Raw genomic sequence first — 18,416 nt, 5'->3', positions numbered from 1 at the left:
GTTGAACTATTTAAATAACACGAACTGAACTAAAAGGTTTTAAGAAATGATGATTTTATTTGTTTTATTTGAATAATTTCTCGATGTCCTCTTCCTTGATTGTTGTCAAGACTGTTTTGCCATCCGGAGTGTAATTTGGTGAAGGACAGGCAAAAAGACTGTCTACAAGACTTACCATTTCCTCATTACTCAATACCTGACCATATACAATAGCCGCCGCACGTGCGAGTGTTAAAGCTAAGATATTCTGGATTTCCTCCTTCACATCATTCCCTTTTTCCATAGCTGTATGTAGCATATTCCGTACCAACTCAACCGGATTCAATCCTTCTATCCCCGAAGGAATGCCATTGATAGCATAACTACCGCCACCCAAATCACTCAGATCGAAACCTACCGCCGACAAATCATCCATGATTCCTTGCAGGACAGCCGCTTCTGAAGCAGGCAGCTGTAATATCTCGGGGAAAAGCACTCCCTGCGAAACACCTTGTTTTTGTTTTATCTGCACCATATACCGATCAAAAAGTACGCGGATATGCGCACGATGCTGGTCGATCAACATCAATCCGGATTTCACCGAAGTCAGAATAAAACGACCTTTGAACTGCAAATGCAGATTCCCTTTCTCAATCACCGATTCATTGGCATATAAAGTAGAGGAGGCCGATGAGAAAGTGGAGGAAGCGGCAGATACCGCCGAAATAGTTTTCTCTTCAGCAACCATCGGTTCTTCCTCGAAAGGAGAATTTTCCCAATCCATTTCCGGTTCCTGCTGAGGCTCATTCATCTTACTTGCCTTGGTCAATCCACCATACAGTCCTTCCCATTCCACCTTCGGACGGCTATATGATCCGCCGCCACTTCCACCGGAAGATACTTTGAACGGATTGAAATCCGAATTATAATGAATCTTCGGAGGTGCAGGAGGCAGGTTCTGCTCAAATGCAGGAATATCCGGCATATCTTCCGTATCGAAATCAATGGAAGGAATGGCGCTGAACTTGCCCAACGACTCCTTTACTGATGCCGAAAGTATTTGCCAGATAGCCTGTTCATTCTCAAACTTGATTTCTGTCTTAGTGGGATGAATATTCACATCGATATTAGCCGGATCCACTTCAAAATAAATAAAGTAAGAAACTTGCTCGCCAACGGGAATCAACTGTTCATAAGCCTCCATCACTGCCTTATGAAAATAAGGATGGCGCATATAACGCCCGTTGACAAAGAAATATTGGTGAGCACCTTTCTTACGGGCAGTTTCCGGCTTCGCTATGTAGCCTGAGATTTTCACCATCGTAGTATTCACCTCTATATTCAGCAACTGTTGATTCAGCTTCTTGCCGAAGATAGCAAGAATACGTTGCCGCAAAGGAGATACAGGCAGATTAAACAGTTCGGAATCATTGCTGTAAAGCGAAAAGGCTACTTCGGGATGAACCAAAGCAATACGTTCAAACTCTGCCAGAATATTACTTAGTTCTGTTGAATTAGCTTTCAGGAACTTGCGACGGGCGGGCACGTTGAAGAACAGATTCTTCACAGAGAAGTTACTTCCCTTGGAACAGGAAACAGCTTCCTGACTTTCGACTTTGGAGCCTGCAATCACCAGTTTTGTTCCCAGTTCTTCCGATTCCAACCGTGTTTTCAGTTCAACCTGCGCCACAGCTGCAATGGAAGCCAGTGCTTCTCCACGAAACCCCATCGTACGCAAAGCAAACAAATCCGCTGCTTCCCGAATCTTAGAAGTCGCATGGCGTTCAAAGGAAAGTCGCGCGTCCGTTTCGGACATTCCCTTTCCATCGTCTATAATCTGGATGCAGGTCTTACCGGCATCCGTAACTAACACATGTATATTTTGAGCATCTGCATCGATCGCATTCTCCACTAGCTCTTTAATAACAGATGCCGGACGTTGTATCACTTCACCGGCAGCAATCTGATTAGCTACCGAATCAGGCAACAAATGAATTATATCGCTCATAGTTTATTTAGTAGTTAAAATGACCAGCTTCCCGTCGCTAAATAATGCCACAAATATAAAAGGAAAGCTATGATAATCAATATGATTCCAAAAGATACAGGCTTACGGCCACTTGCCTTTCTGCGCTTCAGGTGCGTCGTACCTTCGACAAACTTACCACGGATATCTTCGGGACTGAATTCTTTATCCGGAAGCATTCCCAACTCGCGTTTCGCCTTCTCCTCCATCTTCTCAAGCTTTTCTTTCCGCTCGTTTACGTAAATGTATTGATGATTAAAGCCTCGAGGTTTTCTCATCGAATTGAAAAACATTCCCATATTACTTCATATTAATTAAACTTCGCTTATCTGTCTTTGGCTTCCGGTCGGTGGTTGGTTTCAGTGTCTCTCCTTCCTTCTTGCCTCTCCAGTTGAATATATCTTCTTTATTTAAAGGGCGGACATAGTCAAACCAGGCAAATGTAGATAGCCGCAACTTGTCGGGAGGGATCTGATCCATCGGATATAATGTTCCGTTGGACTTACCTACGAACATCCCTTTTTCCATCTTCTTCTCTTTCATATAAAGATGGAGCACACTCCCCTCCATATTATTAAATCCGGTCATCGTACTGTCTTTTTCTTCCGGGTAGAAAGCGGTCATCACATTACCTATCACTTCAATATGACGCATATCACCATTTTCGAAATAGGCTTTCATCTCTTTACCGGACACTTGGTTATAATGAACAGAATCTTTCATCTCCACCGTCAGTGCCTGATTGATAATGTGGGCCCAGTTAATGGTACTGTCATTCATATAAATCTTGATCTCCTCGCCAAGCAGTTGCTGACCTTCATTCCAAAGAATCGGATCGGTATACATGGTCAGACAAGAGTCTTTTGAATTATAAACCAGTGAGTCACAAACTCCCTGTACATCCGTCCGGTACATACGTACCTTATGATAAGCTTTCATCAGGCGGAAAACAGAGTCCGTATTCAGATTATAGGAAATAAGCTGCAACGTATCTCCATGCATAAAGAGACTGTCTCCTTGTGAATAGTCAATAGCAACTGCACGTTTGGTAGCAAAAGCAGAGTCGGTCAATTCGTTATAGAAACAATAATCGCCGGTCAACATATTCTTGTTAATGGTATCCGTCATTCGTATATTATCGAACGCTTCACCGTATCCCACTTTCCGGTCATAAAACAAACTGTCACCAATCAACTTCTTTCCCTCATTCGTCAGGATAGAACGGTCCAACAATTCAGCCTGTTCGCTGAGTGTATTATAGAAGCCTCGTTCCGAATAGATGTGATTATTGTCACTTACGATATTCGAAGGACCGAGAATGGTAGCAATCTTGGAAAAAGTATTATATTTCAGTGTATCCGACGTCAGGACAAACTTAGGATTCACCAATTTCACATCATGATTGAATACCGACTGTTTGGTAGCCGGACTGTATTCTCCCCAATCCGAGGTCAACACATTCTCTTCATCCATCAAAGTACCGCCCTCGAAATAATAACCGAGATCATAAAGACGGTCATAATTCAGACTATCGGTCAGAAGCGTCGTGTTCCGGTTGATCATCTTTACGTTCTCACGAATCTGCGCAATCTGTGTCATCCCGTCGTAGTAAAGATAATCACCGTAAATAAACAAGGTATCCCCCTGCTCCATACGTACATTGCTGAATGCTTCTACCGAATTGGTTTTCTCGTAAATCAAAGCACTGTCACAAAACATATACATACTGTCGTGACGCAGCTTTACATTCCCAATCAGTACCTGAACATCCGGTCGGGCAAGCTTGTCGGCCTGTCCCTGATTGGCATGAAGCAAATATACTTTCGTCTTCTTATTTTCGGGCTCTTTCTTGATATCTTTATCAGTTTGCTTCGTTCCATTTGGAGTTTTCGCAGCCGGAGTCTCAGCCTTTTTAGTCTGTCCGGTGGGCTTCACCTGCGCCACAAGGCATACGGCAAACAGGCATAGAAAGCCTATAAGAAGCCATCTATGCCCGTCTTGCTGTTTATCTTTTTTGTTTTGTTTCAGCATATAAAGTCAAGCTGTTTAAACATCAATCGTTCCTTACCCAACCCGGATACTTGAAGTCACACTTCTGCCAATTCGGGTCAATACGTACATACGTATGTTTTTGTTTGTTCAGAATCCACTTCTGCAACATTTCTTCCCGGCGCTTATCCATCACGATTTCTTTCAGGTCCTGATAGTCTTCTGCAATGGTAGCTTTATGACCGTTGATCTTTGCTTTCAGTTTTACAATGGCACAAACTTCTTTTCCATCCTTCTCGTTAATCATCGTAAAGGCTCTGGAAATTTCGCCTACATTCATCTTATCCACCACTTTCGCAACATCCTGAGGCAAATCCTGCATCTGGAACTTAGAAGTAGTGATACCTGTACGCTCATTCGTATTCACCATAAGACCGTGATTATTACGAGTATCCTTATCCTGTGAAATCACAGAGGCAGCCTCATCAAATGTAAACTTATTCTGACGGATATCATCGCCAATAGAATCCAGACGGGCACAAGCCTCAGTCAACTCCTTTTCAGATACTTTCGGACGCAACAGAATGTGACGGGTATTCACACGGTCGCCACGTTTCTCGATAAGCTGGATAATATGATAACCAAATTCAGATTCTACAATCTTGGATACTTTCTTCGGGTCCTGAAGACTGAATGCTACATTGGCATAAGCCGGATCCAGCATACCACGTCCCATAAAATCAAGTTCACCACCTTTGATAGCAGAAGCCTTATCTTCGGAATACAGACGTGCCAGTGTAGAAAAATCAATTTCACCCTTTGTCACACGGTCTGTATAATCGCGCAGACGTCTCTTTACATCTTCAATTTCCGCAATAGGAATTTTAGGTTGCAGTGTAATAATCTGCACCTCTACCTGAGTCGGAATATAAGGGATACTGTCCTGAGGAAGATCCTTGAAATATCGGCGTACTTCTGCCGGAGTTACCTTGATATCTCCTACCAGTTTCTGCTGCATCTTCTGTACTGTCAGTCCATCACGGGCATTTTCGCGCAACGTTTCACGAATTTGAGTAGCAGTCTTATTGAAGTATTCCTCCATTTTCTCCTTAGAACCAATCTGCTGGATATACATATTGGTCATCATATCTACACGCTGAATGATTTCCGCTTCGGAAACTTCGATACTATCCAACTTTGCCTGGTGCAGGAATAACTTCTGCACAGCGATTTCTTCGGGTATTACACAATAAGGATCGCCTTCAAATCTGCGTCCATTGTACAAGGCATCCATACGGGCCTCTTCTACATCTGATTTCAAAATAGCTTCGTCACCTACTACCCAAACTACCTCATCAATTACATTGTCCTGTGCATAAGTTACCACGTTGGCAAATACTGCCAGGACAAGGGTAACAATAAATCTAAAGTTCACAAACTTCTTCATTCTTTGTATTTAATAATTGTATATAATCTTCTTCTTGTTTACAGCCTGCTGATACAGATCATTCTTCACTTGTTCCATAAAGTTCACCCGTTTCTGATTGACCAGTAAATCCTTCACTTCCGACCGGGCAAACTCATACGGTTTCTCTTCACCTGCCCCGCGATAATCGCTCACATTGAGGAAATAGTAAAATGCCGTATCTTTCAGTTCCACATGTCGGTGCTTGTCTACATATTGCTCCGGTGACGCCTCTTTCAATGGAATCAGGTCCAGAACATCCGTAACCGGAACCCATTTATTGTAAAAGTATTCATACTTCACCGCATTCTGCAAACTATATTTTTCCAGACTTTCCACAGCATCCTGTTTTTCCGTCTTGTACCATCTGCGAACATTGTTCAGCTGAGGTGCCGTCAACGGTACTTTAATAAACAATCCCTTGATCAGCGGAGATTCCAGTTTAAACAATTCCTTGTTTTTCTCATAATAATCCGCTATTTCCTGTTCCGAAATATCATTCGTCAGTTTTTGGTTTATCAATTCCTGCTGATAGGTATGCATAATCAAAGCTTTCCGGTAATTCTCCACCAGCTTATCTACATCCACATTATCCGGAATATTATTCGCAGCTTTTTCATACAACAAAATCTCCTCCGCCCAGCTACGAATGTAATGCTCGGCGAAAAGAATGCTATCATCTTTTGACAATCCGACCGGTAGTACAGACATCAAATCTTCTTTATACAAAAAGTTACCATCTACCTCCACCAATGCAGTCTTGCCTTTGTGGTCGTACTGCTCTTTGCACGCTCCACAACAGAGAAGGGTAATTAGTAAGAGGACTAATATTCGCATTGTCAATTCAAATCTACTTATTTAAGGTACGAAGATAGTGAATAATCGGTTACATCAGTTATTATTAACTGTTTTTAAAACCTCTTGGTTTATTTCAACCTTACCAGACTCCCTCAATTCTTGCTCCCAATATGCGTTAAGATAGCTTCTATAATCTTTTCTCACCTGATCAATTACCTCTCTGTAATCCTCCGGTCCCTTCTGTTTTTTGCCTACAGCAATAGTAAAAGGATAAGACACTACAGGGTCAAAAGTGCCCTTCTTAAAGACCAATTTATCTATATATTTATTATCTCCGTCGGCAAAAACACCCTGTTCAATTTTAATTGTTTCAGCACCGGATGTATTAAATGTTTTGCGAAGCATATCCTCCCATTCATTCTCCGGAACTTTTTTCAGTAGCTTTTTAGCCTGTTTAGCAGTCTTTTTATCTGCACAATGCAACACTACTCCTTTGTATCGGGGATGCTCCCATCGGTAATCCGATGAATGAAACTTAAAATAAGTAGCCAATCCCGCCCGGTCATTAACAGCCGGTAAATCTACTTTCTGATGCACGATTTCCTCAGCCAGACATTTCTCAGCAAATTCCTGCAAAGTATAACGAAGTTCCGGATGTTTTCTTTCCATATGCTGACTCTCATAATCCAGCAGAGATTTTGCTATAAAGCCATTCAACTGCCGTTTTACAGCCTGAGGATGGGATGAAGCAAACCGCTTAAACATTTCTCCTGTATATGCCTGCCCGTTGATGGTAAACAAAGCCCGTTCCGTTCCACCTTTCTGCAATACTTCTTCCAAAGACTCCATATTGGGAATATACTGGTATTCCTTTTTCAATTGCTCTACGATGGCTTCCGTTCCTTTATCCAACGGCTGACGCCTTAAACGATTCAGAAGACTGTCACTAACGACTTCATATGCAGGCACTTCCTTTCGATCTATGACTTTCAGAATATGAATCCCCTCCGGAGTAAAAAAAGGTTTGGATATTTCACCTTTTGCCAAAGAGAAAGCAGCCTCCTCAAACTCCGATGTTGTCTGTAAACTTTCTATCCACCGGCAACGTTTATCATCCGAAAACCGATCTACCAAACGGGCAAAATCCACACTCGGCTGATTTTGTATCACCTGATAAATAGAGTCCATGCGAGCCTGTTCCTCCTGTAAATGCCGGGATGTAATGGTCTGAGGCAAATATTTGTAAATTTGCCGTATCTGCACTTGTCCGCCACGTACATTTTCCTTCATCTTCTGATATAGAATACGGGCATTGCCATCCATTTCCTGATCATCCAGAAGGTATGACCTCAGCAAATTTATCCGATAAGCCTGCTGTTGCTTGCGAAAAGCCGAAGTAGTGTCGAGTCCGGCCGCTCTGGCCGCTTCCACTTTCAACTTAGACAGAATGAAAAGCTCCGCATATTCTCTAGGAGACAATTTCGTACCATTACCGTCCGTATGCCGGCGATAGGAGTATTCAAACTCCGAACGAGGTATTTCTTTCCCATTAATCCGCATCACTACGGGATCTTCCTGAGCGAAAGCTAATACTCCGAAGAGACTTATCCATCCTAAAAGCAGATTTCTTTTCATCATTGATTTTTATTTAAAAACGACAAACGGTGAACAACGAACATATGCCATACAGCCTGTTCACCGTTCACCGTTAATCGTTTACCGTTTATATAAATTATTCCGGACGGCTATAGTTAGGTGATTCACTGGTAATCGTCACATCATGCGGGTGACTTTCCATCACTCCGGCATTTGTAATACGAGTAAACTTCGCATCATGAAGTTTTTCAATATTAGCAGCACCGCAATATCCCATACCTGCACGAAGACCACCAGACAACTGATAAACTACTTCATAAAGTGTACCTTTATAAGGAACACGAGCAGCAATACCTTCCGGAACCAATTTCTTCACGTCGGCAGTTCCACTCTGGAAATAACGGTCTTTAGAGCCATTCTCCATTGCTTCCAATGAACCCATACCGCGATATGATTTGAATTTACGTCCGTTAAAGATGATAGTATCACCCGGAGACTCTTCTGTTCCGGCAACCAATGATCCGATCATCACACAGTATCCGCCGGCAGCCAATGCTTTTACCACATCACCGGAATAGCGCAAACCACCATCAGCAATCAGAGGAACACCTGTACCTTTCAGTGCCTTGGCTACATCATATACAGCCGACAACTGAGGAACACCTACACCTGCAACAACACGAGTCGTACAGATAGAACCCGGACCGATACCTACTTTCACAGCATCAGCACCAGCTTCTGCCAAAGCCTTCGCAGCTTCTCCGGTAGCAATGTTACCTACCACGATATCAATATTCGGGAAGCGTTTCTTTGCTTCTTTCAGTTTCTCAATAACGTACATAGAATGTCCGTGAGCCGTATCGATTACGATAGCATCTGCACCGGCATCCACCAATGCCTGCATACGATCCAGCGTATCAGCAGTAACGCCGACACCTGCAGCTACCCGCAGACGACCTTTGGCATCTTTACAAGCCATCGGTTTATCTTTTGCCTTTGTAATATCTTTATATGTAACAAGACCGATCAGTTTGCCATCCATTCCTACAATCGGCAACTTTTCAATCTTATGTTTTTGAAGAATCTGTGCAGCAGATTCCAGATCGGTAGACTGATTGGTAGTAACCAATCTTTCTTTAGGAGTCATAACAAGATCAATATGCTTTGTCATGTCTCTTTCGAAACGCAAATCTCTGTTAGTAACGATACCTACCAGATAACCTTCATCATCCACTACAGGAATACCACCGATTTTATATTCAGCCATAATTCCCAAAGCGTCACTGACAGTAGAACCTCTCTTGATAGTAACAGGATCGTAAATCATACCATTTTCAGCACGCTTTACAATGGCAACTTGTCTTGCCTGCTCCTCAATAGACATATTTTTGTGAATCACACCGATACCACCTTCACGGGCAATGGCAATAGCCATTTTCGCTTCGGTAACCGTATCCATGGCAGCCGTCACAAAAGGTATTTTTAACTCAATGTTTCTTGAAAACTTTGTCGAGAGATCGACAGTGCGCGGTAAAACTTCAGAATAAGCGGGGATCAACAATACGTCATCGTAAGTTAACCCATCCATTACAATCTTATCAGCAATAAATGACATAGGGCTGTGCGTTTAAAAATTTATTGCGTGCAAATATACGGTTTTTATTCAAAACAGCATACCTGCACGCCTATTTTTTTCGCTTTTTTAATTAGCCATTTCAGAGATGAACTTGATTCTCACCAGTCGGACTTCCTCTTCGGTAAATTCATCGCCCAGTTCGTCAAGAGCATCATCAATCTTGTCTGTCGTAGATTCCTTGAAGTAATCATAGATATCGAGCATATGATCTTCATCCATAATTTCTTCCAGGAAGTAGTCAATATTCAGTTTAGTTCCGGAGTAAACGATTGCTTCCACTTCATCCAGCAGTTCACCAAACTCGATTCCTTTGGAAAGAGCGATATCGTCCAGCGCCACTTTACGGTCGATAGCTTGAATGATAGCCACCTTCATCTTTGACTTATTGGCAACCGTACGTACACGTAAATCTTCCGGACGTTCGATTTCATTCTCTTCGCAATGACGTTTGATCAGTTTACAGAACTCTTCACCATAGCGTTTCGCCTTTCCGGCACCTACGCCCGGAATATTCTGCAGTTCATCCAATGTCACCGGGTAGATGGTAGCCATTGCTTCCAAAGACGGATCCTGGAAAATGACATAAGGAGGAACTTCCAGTTTCTTGGACAGCTTCTTCCGTAGGTCCTTCAGCATTGAATAAAGAGCCGGGTCTACCGCACAAGAGCCACCGCCACGTGCAGGTACTTCTTCTTCCGTTTCTTCAAAATCATTATCTTCAGTAATCTTGAATGATTTTGGCTTCTTCAGGAACTTATGCCCCTCTTCCGTCACTTTCAAGAGACCATAATTCTCCACATCTTTGCTCAAGTAACCGCCAATCAAAGCTTGCCGGATCACTGCATTCCATGTTTTGTCTTCTTCGCCCATACCCGAACCGAACACTTCGAGGTCTTCGTGTAGGTGAGCCTGTACTTCCGACGTTTCTCTACCTTGTAGTATGTCTATGATATAATCTGCCTTAAAATTTTCTTTCACCGCGATAATCGCTTCAATCACGGCACATAATAACTCTTGAGCCTCCACTTGTTTTTTAGGGTTTAAACAGTTGTCACAATTTCCACAATTTTCTTCCGTATATTCTTCACCGAAATAATGCAGCAATGTCTTGCGCCGGCACACGGAAGATTCGGCATAAGCAGCGGTTTCCAACAGAAGCTGCTTGCCAATTTCCTGTTCTGCCACAGGTTTTCCTTGCATGAACTTTTCCAGTTTCTGCAAGTCTTTGTTTGTATAAAAGGTCAGGCACTGGCCTTCGCCACCGTCTCTACCGGCACGTCCAGTCTCCTGATAATACCCTTCCAGACTCTTCGGGATATCATAATGGATCACAAACCGTACATCCGGCTTGTCGATTCCCATACCAAAAGCGATGGTAGCCACAATCACTTCCACCTTTTCCATCAGGAAATCATCCTGGTTTTTCGTTCTCGTCATTGAGTCCATACCTGCATGATAAGGACGCGCGTTTATTCCGTTTGCCTGAAGAATTTCAGCAAGTTCCTCTACTTTCTTCCGGCTCAGGCAATAGATAATGCCCGACTTTTCCGAGTTGTTCTTGATGAACTTGATGATATCTTTATCAATATTGTTAGTCTTTGCGCGTACCTCATAATAAAGGTTCGGACGGTTGAACGAAGATTTGAAAACCTGTGCATCCACCATCCCCCAGATTTTTTCTGGATATCGTGCTGTACCTTCGGTGTTGCTGTTGCAGTAAGCGCAATCAAGGGAGCTTTCCCTATTTCGTTAATGATCGGACGAATTCGCCGATACTCCGGACGGAAGTCATGCCCCCATTCGGAAATACAATGAGCTTCGTCTACCGCATAGAACGATATTTTCACCGAACGCAAAAAATCTACGTTTTCTTCCTTTGTCAATGACTCAGGAGCCACATATAGCAATTTTGTTTTTCCGGCAAGGATGTCAGACCTTACTTGGTCTATTGCGCCTTTATTTAATGAAGAATTTATAAAATGGGCGATGCCATCCTCTTCACTGAAATTGCGCATTGCATCCACCTGATTCTTCATCAACGCAATGAGCGGAGAAATAACAATTGCCGTACCTTCCATCAAGAGCGAAGGTAACTGATAGCATAAAGATTTTCCGCCACCGGTAGGCATTAGCACAAAGGTATCTTTACCATCAAGCAAGTTCTGAATGATTGCTTCCTGGTTTCCCTTGAACTTATTAAATCCGAAATACTTTTTCAGTTCATCTGTTAAATTAATCTTCCCTGCCATCTTAACTTAGGTTGTTTTATTCAGTTCATGGTTTAACTTTAAGTAAAGCCCTCCATTGCAAGAGAGCCAAACAAAGTTATAAACAACTTCGTAATTACCAAGCAAAATACGACTAATATTTTCAAGAAAAAACAGAAACAATCATTTTTAATAGCCTTACTATTTGATATTAAGCAGTTTGCAGCCTTGCCATATTCGCTTTTTCCAGCTGTTGTTTTGCATAATCCAGCGTTACCTTATACTCTTTTTTGCTCTCTGAAGGGATTTCAAACATGACATCCATCATGATTGTTTCCACAATAGAACGCAACCCGCGGGCACCTAACTTATATTCTACAGCCTTGTCAACGATATATTCGAAAACAGAATCTTCAAATGTCAGCTTGATACCATCCATTTCAAACAACTTGATATATTGCTTGATGATAGAGTTTTTCGGTTCGGTAAGAATAGCACGGAGTGCATTGCGGTCCAGCGGGTTCAGATAAGTCAGCACCGGAAGACGACCGATAATTTCGGGAATCAGTCCGAATGACTTCAAATCCTGAGGAGCAATGTACTGCATCATATTATTCTTATCGATCACTGCCGTTTTTTGCGATGCGGTATATCCTACCACATGCGTATTCAGCCGTTGGGCGATTTTCTTTTCAATACCATCGAAAGCACCACCACAGATAAAGAGAATGTTCTTGGTATTCACCGGAATCATTTTCTGGTCGGGATGCTTACGGCCTCCCTGGGGAGGAACGTTCACCACCGATCCCTCAAGCAATTTCAGCAAACCTTGCTGCACCCCTTCTCCACTTACGTCGCGAGTGATAGAAGGATTGTCTCCTTTGCGGGCGATCTTGTCTATCTCATCGATAAACACAATTCCTTGCTCAGCCTCCGGCACATTATAGTCTGCCACCTGAAGCAAACGGGTCAGAATGCTTTCAATATCTTCACCGACATAACCGGCTTCCGTCAATACCGTAGCGTCTACAATCGTAAACGGAACATGAAGCAACTTGGCAATAGTACGTGCCAGCAATGTTTTCCCGGTTCCGGTACTACCCACCATGATAATGTTTGATTTTTCAATCTCTACATCATCACCGCTGTCTTTCTGCAAAAGACGCTTATAATGGTTGTAAACCGATACGGAAAGAAAGCGCTTCGCATCATCCTGTCCGATTACGTACTGATCGAGGAATTTCTTTATTTCTACCGGTTTGGGCAGTTCTTTTAAGTTGAGTTTGGTAGCTCCGGCCCTTTTTCTGCCTTCGCCCAGTGCTTCCTGAGTAATCTCATAAGCCTGGGTAGCGCAGCTGTCGCAGATATAGCCGTTCATTCCTGTGATCAGGAATCCGACTTCATTCTCCGACCGACCACAGAAGCTACACTTTTTCTTTGTCTTTGAATCAGCCATTTTTATTTTTTAATCAATACTTCATCAATCATTCCGTATTCTTTCGCTTCCTGAGCTGTCATCCAGTAATCACGGTCCGAATCGGCCCATACCTTATCAAAGTCAGTGTGCGAATGATCGGCGATGATCGTATAAAGTTCTTTCTTCAATTTCTGAATTTCACGGGCTGTGATTTCAATATCTGAAGCCTGTCCCTGCGCACCGCCCATCGGCTGGTGAATCATCACACGTGAATGCGGCAATGCAGAACGTTTGCCTTCGGCACCGGCTACCAGTAATACAGCAGCCATCGAAGCAGCCATACCTGTACAGATAGTAGCAACATCACTTGAAATAAACTGCATGGTATCGTAAATACCCAGTCCGGCATATACACTACCACCCGGAGAATTGATATAGATAGAGATATCCTTACCCGGGTCTACAGAGTCCAAATAGAGCAACTGCGCCTGAAGCGTGTTTGCCGTATAGTCATCTACTTGTGTACCCAGAAAAATAATGCGATCCATCATCAGTCGGGAGAATACATCGAGCTGAGTTACATTCAGCTGTCTCTCTTCGAGAATATAGGGATTCAAATACCCGGCTTGCGATTTAATCACATCGTCCAGCACCATGCCATTCATTCCTAAATGCTTGGTTGCGTATTTTCTAAAATCATCCATGTTATTGTTCCTTTCTAATTAAATTTATTATAAACGTAAGTGCAAAGAAACGAAAAAGAACACATAGACACAAAAAAACACAGAGTTATAATTTTATAAAAACTCTGTGTTTCTGTGACTTTATGTTCTATTCAACCGAACGATTATTCAAACATTTTATTGAATTCTTCCATAGAAACATTCTTGTTCTCCAAAGTGACCTGAGCTTTCAAAGCTGCAGCCAACTTTACTTCCACTACGCGGCTTACCAGGTTGTTAATAGTATCTTTCTTCTTCAACATTTCCTGTGCATAGTTATCAAGTACATCTTCGGGGACAGACAACATTCCGTATTGAGCGAACTGTGCTTTGGTAGTTTCTTTCGCCATCTTCAGCACATCTTCCTGCTCTACTTTGATATCGTTTGCCTCTACCAGCTGTTCCTTGATCAGGTGCCAAGTCAGTTCTTCGACACTCTTATCGTAGTTTTCGGCTACATATTCTTCGCCTTTTTCTTCGTTGTTCAGCAACATGATACGTTTCAGCAATGCATCAGAGAATTCCAGCTTACCTACTTTGTCCATCATCACTTTACGAATGTCGATCAGGAATTTATAATCGCTATCAGCAACAAATCTTGCTGCGATTTCTTCTTTGATCTTAGCGCGGAATTCTTCTTCAGTCTTCACTACACCTTCACCAAATGCCTGGTCAAATACTTCCTGAGTCAGTTCACCCGGTACGAAACGAGTGATTTCTTCTACCTGGAAGCTGAAGTCAGACTTCACATCCTTAGCGATTTCCTTGTCGATCTTCAACAGAGAACCAAGTTCAGCAGCGTGTCCGTCGTAAGCAACATTCGGGTTGAATACCAGTACATCATTTACTTTTGCATTAGCAAAGATAGCTTTCTGATCGTCATTCTTCATATAAGAAGGCATTAATACTGCACCTTCTACCTGAATACCGCCTTCTTTCGTATTACCTTCTTCGTCCAGCTGAGCCAACAGACCTTTCAGCATGTCGTTATCTTCGTAAACGTCCACTTTGTCGTATTTACCAGTGCGCTGAGTATACATCTTCACCTGGTTTTCGATCATTTCATCCGATACTTCGATCGTATAGTAATCCACTTTATCTTTAGCGCTTACTTCAGCTTTGAATTCAGGTGCCAGAGCGATATCGAACACAAACTCGAATTCTTCCATTGTATCGAAGTCGATAACCTGCTGTTTTTCTTCGTTAGGCAACGGTTCGCCCAGCATGTTCACCTTATTTTCTTTAATATAGTTGTAAACAGCTTCTTGCAGTACCTTATTCACTTCTTCTGCAATCACTGATTTACCATACATCTTCTTAACCAGGCTCATCGGAACCATTCCTTTACGGAATCCCGGCATTTGTGCCTTCTGACGGAATGATTTCAACGATTTGTCTACTTTTTCCTGATAGTCGGCTTTCTCAAGCTTCACAGTAAGCAGTGCGCTTACTTTGTCAATGTTTTGTAATGAAACGTTCATTCTGACAATTATTTATTTGATTTATACTTTGTTCTAACTCAAACGAGGGTGCAAAATTAGTGCTAATCTTTCAATTTTCAAAAGACATTGCAGATTTATTTCGCATCTATTTTGGAATATACAAGTGACAATTGCATGACAGGCAGCGGTTCACTAGCCACGCATCCTTCTTTTTTTCTCGTTACCTGCAAATTAAAGTAAGAAAAAGATGGTCAATCCAAAAATTATTCTTTTCTTTGCTGCGGATTGATGGACCATTAGTTTCTCGATTTGATTACAAGGTTTTTACTTCTGTTTCGAAAACGCATTTGTAAACTCTCTGTCGTTTTAATCTTTTTATTAGTAACCATCTATCCAGAGAGTTTTATTCATTTATTTATTTTTTTATCATTTTCATTATGAACATTTATGTTGGAAACCTTAACTACCGTGTTAAGGAAGGAGATCTGCAACAAGTGATGGAAGATTACGGAGCAGTATCATCAGTTAAAGTAGTTATGGATCGTGAAACCGGTAAATCCAAAGGATTTGCTTTCATCGAAATGGAAGACGATGCAGCAGCTGCTAAAGCAATCGCAGAATTGAACGGTGCAGAGTACATGGGCCGTACAATGGTAGTTAAAGAAGCTAGACCCAGAGCTTAATTGCCGACGCTAATATAGCTAAGAAAAAAAAGAAACTTCTGCCACATGATGACAGAAGTTTTTTATGTCCTTCTATTTACTTTTCCGTCAGCCTTCCATATTCTGCACTTCCATATCCTTCACTTTACGAAGCAGGTCCGAAGCAAAGATAAAGTTATTCAGCCGTTCATTGGTAGAAGTGAAGATATCATCTTTCGTCCCTTCCCATTCTTTATGTCCTTCATAAATATAAATCACTTTCTCACCGATTCCCAGCACAGAATTCATGTCATGGGTATTGATGATAGTCGTCATGTTATACTCCTGAGTGATGTCATGAATCAAGTCGTCAATAACTAATGACGTTTTGGGGTCCAGCCCGGAGTTCGGTTCGTCACAGAACAGGTACTGCGGATTCAATGCGATAGCACGGGCAATGGCCACACGCTTCTGCATCCCACCACTGATTTCACCCGGAAATTTATCTTTCGCCTCGGTCAGATTCACACGTTCCAGACAAAACATGGCACGCTTGGTACGGTCACGCAGTGTATCGTTGCTAAACATATTCAGCGGGAACATTACATTATCCAGCACCGACATGGAGTCAAAAAGCGCCGCACTCTGGAAAATCATCCCCATCTCCTTACGAAGCATCTTTTTCTCCTTCTTCCCCATCAGGACAAGGTTACGTCCGTCATACAGCACTTCTCCTTTTTCAGGAGTAAGCAAGCCTACGATACATTTCATTAAGACCGTTTTACCGGAGCCGCTCTGACCGATAATCAGGTTTGTCTTTCCATTCTCAAAAGACGCATTGATATCACTCAATACCGTTTTATCCTCAAATGATTTATAAAGTCCTCTAATATCAATCATCCCATCAAAAGTTTAGTTAATACCAAATCTGCAAACAGAATCAACACACTACTGCTTACCACAGCATCCGTAGAAGCCTTTCCTACAGCAATGGAACCACCATCTACCGTATAACCGAAAAAGGCAGAAACACTTGCAATAATAAAGGCAAAGAAAAGGGATTTTATGATACCCGCCCAGATAAACCATTCGACAAACATATACTGCAATCCATATTCCAGATCGACCGCATTCATCACACCGGCAAACCAACAGGTACAAAAAGCACCGATGATACCGGCAAAAATACTAAACGTCACCAATACAGGAATCACAGTTACCATGGCCGTTATTTTGGGTAGTATCAGATAATTGGCGGAATTTATACCCATTATTTCAAGTGCGTCAATCTGCTGCGTCACCCGCATCGTTCCCAGTTCTGAAGCAATGTTCGAGCCTACCTTTCCCGCCAGAATCAAACACATAATAGAAGAGGAGAACTCCAGCAACATAATTTCACGAGTCACATATCCCACTGTCCAGCGAGGCATCCATGGACTTTCAATATTCAATTTTATCTGAATAGTAATCACCGCGCCGATGAAAAACGAAATCAACAACACGATGCCGATGGAGTTCACACCCAGTTGCTCCATCTCGTTAAGGTATTGCCGGAAAAACATACGCATACGCTCGGGACGGGAAAAAGTACGTCCCATCAGCATGATATATCGTCCGACAGTTCTCAATGCTTTTATCATAACTCACACTATTTGTCTGCAAATGTACATTATTTCAGCTTATTTTTACTACATTTGCCGCAAAATAACTAGAATATGGAAGAAAGCAAGATGGTGCTTCGCACGGAAGACCTGGTTAAGAAGTACGGTAAACGAACCGTTGTAAGCCATGTATCCATCGACGTGAAGCAAGGTGAAATTGTGGGTTTGCTGGGACCGAACGGTGCCGGTAAGACGACTTCATTCTATATGACCGTAGGACTGATCACTCCTAATGAAGGACGAATCTTCCTCGACGACCTTGAGATAACCAAGTTTCCAGTATACAAACGGGCGCAGACAGGTATCGGATACCTTGCACAGGAAGCCTCCGTATTCCGTCAGATGAGTGTAGAAGACAATATCGCTTCTGTACTCGAAATGACCAATAAGCCCAAAGATTATCAAAAAGACAAGCTCGAAAGTCTGATCGCTGAGTTCCGCCTTCAGAAGGTACGCAAGAACAAGGGTAACCAGTTGTCCGGAGGTGAACGCCGTCGTACGGAAATCGCCCGTTGTCTTGCCATCGACCCGAAGTTCATTATGCTCGATGAACCGTTTGCCGGAGTAGACCCTATCGCAGTAGAAGATATTCAGCAGATTGTGTGGAAGCTGAAGGATAAAAACATCGGTATCCTGATTACCGACCACAATGTGCAGGAAACATTAAGTATCACTGACCGCGCTTATCTGCTGTTCGAAGGCAAGATCCTGTTTCAGGGAACACCGGAAGAATTGGCAGAAAACAAGATCGTGCGTGAAAAATACTTAAGTAACAGTTTCGTTTTGCGCCGTAAGGACTTCCAGTTAAATAAAGACGAATAATCCTCATAAATAAAA

At 42.4% G+C, this 18,416-nt stretch carries 14 protein-coding genes and 1 pseudogene; 2 read left to right on the top strand and 13 right to left on the bottom strand.

The genetic code is table 11. The features are described from left to right. Window positions 1-64: 64 nt before the first annotated feature. From mutL to tig, 11 genes and pseudogenes are all read right to left on the bottom strand, one after another. Entirely contained in the window at window positions 65-1,987 is a 1,923-nt protein-coding gene (mutL, locus tag HMPREF9007_RS17570; RefSeq protein WP_008760778.1) for a DNA mismatch repair endonuclease MutL, read from the bottom strand. Between the two features lie 14 nt (window positions 1,988-2,001). After that, entirely contained in the window at window positions 2,002-2,304 is a 303-nt protein-coding gene (locus HMPREF9007_RS17575) for a hypothetical protein (protein ID WP_008760777.1), read from the bottom strand. A 1-nt stretch (window position 2,305) separates the two neighbouring features. Then, entirely contained in the window at window positions 2,306-4,036 is a 1,731-nt protein-coding gene (locus HMPREF9007_RS17580; RefSeq protein ID WP_008760776.1) for an OstA-like protein, read from the bottom strand. Window positions 4,037-4,058: 22 nt separating this feature from the next. Beyond that, complete coding sequence (locus tag HMPREF9007_RS17585; protein WP_008760775.1) at window positions 4,059-5,441, bottom strand: peptidylprolyl isomerase; 1,383 nt, start codon at window positions 5,439-5,441, stop codon at window positions 4,059-4,061. Window positions 5,442-5,450: 9 nt separating this feature from the next. Further along, the gene (locus tag HMPREF9007_RS17590; RefSeq protein WP_008760774.1) at window positions 5,451-6,296 is read right to left on the bottom strand and encodes a peptidylprolyl isomerase; all 846 of its coding nucleotides are present in this window, start codon (window positions 6,294-6,296) and stop codon (window positions 5,451-5,453) included. Between the two features lie 54 nt (window positions 6,297-6,350). Further along, entirely contained in the window at window positions 6,351-7,895 is a 1,545-nt protein-coding gene (locus HMPREF9007_RS17595) for a peptidylprolyl isomerase (RefSeq protein ID WP_008760773.1), read from the bottom strand. A 94-nt stretch (window positions 7,896-7,989) separates the two neighbouring features. Beyond that, a complete protein-coding gene (gene guaB / locus HMPREF9007_RS17600; protein ID WP_008760772.1) occupies window positions 7,990-9,468 on the bottom strand; it encodes an IMP dehydrogenase in 1,479 nt (492 codons plus the stop codon). An 87-nt stretch (window positions 9,469-9,555) separates the two neighbouring features. Beyond that, a pseudogene (recQ, locus tag HMPREF9007_RS17605) lies at window positions 9,556-11,738 on the bottom strand (DNA helicase RecQ). Between the two features lie 169 nt (window positions 11,739-11,907). Further along, window positions 11,908-13,152 (bottom strand): ATP-dependent Clp protease ATP-binding subunit ClpX, encoded by a 1,245-nt coding sequence (clpX, locus tag HMPREF9007_RS17610; RefSeq protein WP_008760771.1) that lies wholly within the window; start codon window positions 13,150-13,152, stop codon window positions 11,908-11,910. Window positions 13,153-13,154: 2 nt separating this feature from the next. Further along, window positions 13,155-13,817, bottom strand: a complete 663-nt coding sequence (gene clpP, locus HMPREF9007_RS17615; protein WP_004297164.1) for an ATP-dependent Clp endopeptidase proteolytic subunit ClpP — start codon at window positions 13,815-13,817, stop codon at window positions 13,155-13,157. A 143-nt stretch (window positions 13,818-13,960) separates the two neighbouring features. After that, entirely contained in the window at window positions 13,961-15,316 is a 1,356-nt protein-coding gene (gene tig, locus HMPREF9007_RS17620; protein WP_008760770.1) for a trigger factor, read from the bottom strand. A 398-nt stretch (window positions 15,317-15,714) separates the two neighbouring features. Between tig and HMPREF9007_RS17625 the strand changes: the two genes are divergently transcribed. After that, the gene (locus HMPREF9007_RS17625; protein WP_004297160.1) at window positions 15,715-15,960 is read left to right on the top strand and encodes an RNA-binding protein; all 246 of its coding nucleotides are present in this window, start codon (window positions 15,715-15,717) and stop codon (window positions 15,958-15,960) included. Between the two features lie 87 nt (window positions 15,961-16,047). Here HMPREF9007_RS17625 and HMPREF9007_RS17630 read toward each other — a convergent pair whose 3' ends face one another. Together HMPREF9007_RS17630 and HMPREF9007_RS17635 are read right to left on the bottom strand one after the other, a co-directional pair. Beyond that, on the bottom strand, window positions 16,048-16,818 hold the full coding sequence (locus HMPREF9007_RS17630; protein WP_008760769.1) for an ABC transporter ATP-binding protein: 771 nt from the start codon (window positions 16,816-16,818) through the stop codon (window positions 16,048-16,050). After that, the gene (locus HMPREF9007_RS17635; protein WP_008760768.1) at window positions 16,815-17,558 is read right to left on the bottom strand and encodes an ABC transporter permease; all 744 of its coding nucleotides are present in this window, start codon (window positions 17,556-17,558) and stop codon (window positions 16,815-16,817) included. The genes HMPREF9007_RS17630 and HMPREF9007_RS17635 overlap by 4 nt, the downstream gene beginning before the upstream one ends. 75 nt (window positions 17,559-17,633) lie before the next feature. On the opposite strand from HMPREF9007_RS17635, the gene lptB reads away from it, so the two are divergent. Continuing rightward, window positions 17,634-18,401: an LPS export ABC transporter ATP-binding protein gene (gene lptB / locus HMPREF9007_RS17640; protein WP_008760767.1), complete on the top strand. Its 768-nt coding sequence runs from the start codon at window positions 17,634-17,636 to the stop codon at window positions 18,399-18,401. Window positions 18,402-18,416: the final 15 nt, after the last annotated feature.

This window comes from Bacteroides sp. 1_1_14, from assembly GCF_000162515.1.
GTDB lineage: Bacteria > Bacteroidota > Bacteroidia > Bacteroidales > Bacteroidaceae > Bacteroides > Bacteroides thetaiotaomicron.
Note: the sequence above shows the minus strand (reverse complement) of the source record. Positions and strands in the feature narration are given on the sequence as shown.

Excerpts from the sequence above, each read along its gene's own strand:
- HMPREF9007_RS17625 (WP_004297160.1), top strand. The coding sequence starts at position 15,715 with ATGAACATTTATGTTGGAAACCTTAACTACCGTGTTAAGGAAGGAGAT.
- HMPREF9007_RS17630 (WP_008760769.1), bottom strand. The coding sequence starts at position 16,818 with ATGATTGATATTAGAGGACTTTATAAATCATTTGAGGATAAAACGGTA.
- HMPREF9007_RS17590 (WP_008760774.1), bottom strand. The coding sequence starts at position 6,296 with ATGCGAATATTAGTCCTCTTACTAATTACCCTTCTCTGTTGTGGAGCG.
- lptB (WP_008760767.1), top strand. The coding sequence starts at position 17,634 with ATGGAAGAAAGCAAGATGGTGCTTCGCACGGAAGACCTGGTTAAGAAG.
- HMPREF9007_RS17595 (WP_008760773.1), bottom strand. The coding sequence starts at position 7,895 with ATGATGAAAAGAAATCTGCTTTTAGGATGGATAAGTCTCTTCGGAGTA.
- tig (WP_008760770.1), bottom strand. The coding sequence starts at position 15,316 with ATGAACGTTTCATTACAAAACATTGACAAAGTAAGCGCACTGCTTACT.
- HMPREF9007_RS17575 (WP_008760777.1), bottom strand. The coding sequence starts at position 2,304 with ATGGGAATGTTTTTCAATTCGATGAGAAAACCTCGAGGCTTTAATCAT.
- clpP (WP_004297164.1), bottom strand. The coding sequence starts at position 13,817 with ATGGATGATTTTAGAAAATACGCAACCAAGCATTTAGGAATGAATGGC.
- HMPREF9007_RS17580 (WP_008760776.1), bottom strand. The coding sequence starts at position 4,036 with ATGCTGAAACAAAACAAAAAAGATAAACAGCAAGACGGGCATAGATGG.
- HMPREF9007_RS17635 (WP_008760768.1), bottom strand. The coding sequence starts at position 17,558 with ATGATAAAAGCATTGAGAACTGTCGGACGATATATCATGCTGATGGGA.
- HMPREF9007_RS17585 (WP_008760775.1), bottom strand. The coding sequence starts at position 5,441 with ATGAAGAAGTTTGTGAACTTTAGATTTATTGTTACCCTTGTCCTGGCA.
- guaB (WP_008760772.1), bottom strand. The coding sequence starts at position 9,468 with ATGTCATTTATTGCTGATAAGATTGTAATGGATGGGTTAACTTACGAT.
- clpX (WP_008760771.1), bottom strand. The coding sequence starts at position 13,152 with ATGGCTGATTCAAAGACAAAGAAAAAGTGTAGCTTCTGTGGTCGGTCG.
- mutL (WP_008760778.1), bottom strand. The coding sequence starts at position 1,987 with ATGAGCGATATAATTCATTTGTTGCCTGATTCGGTAGCTAATCAGATT.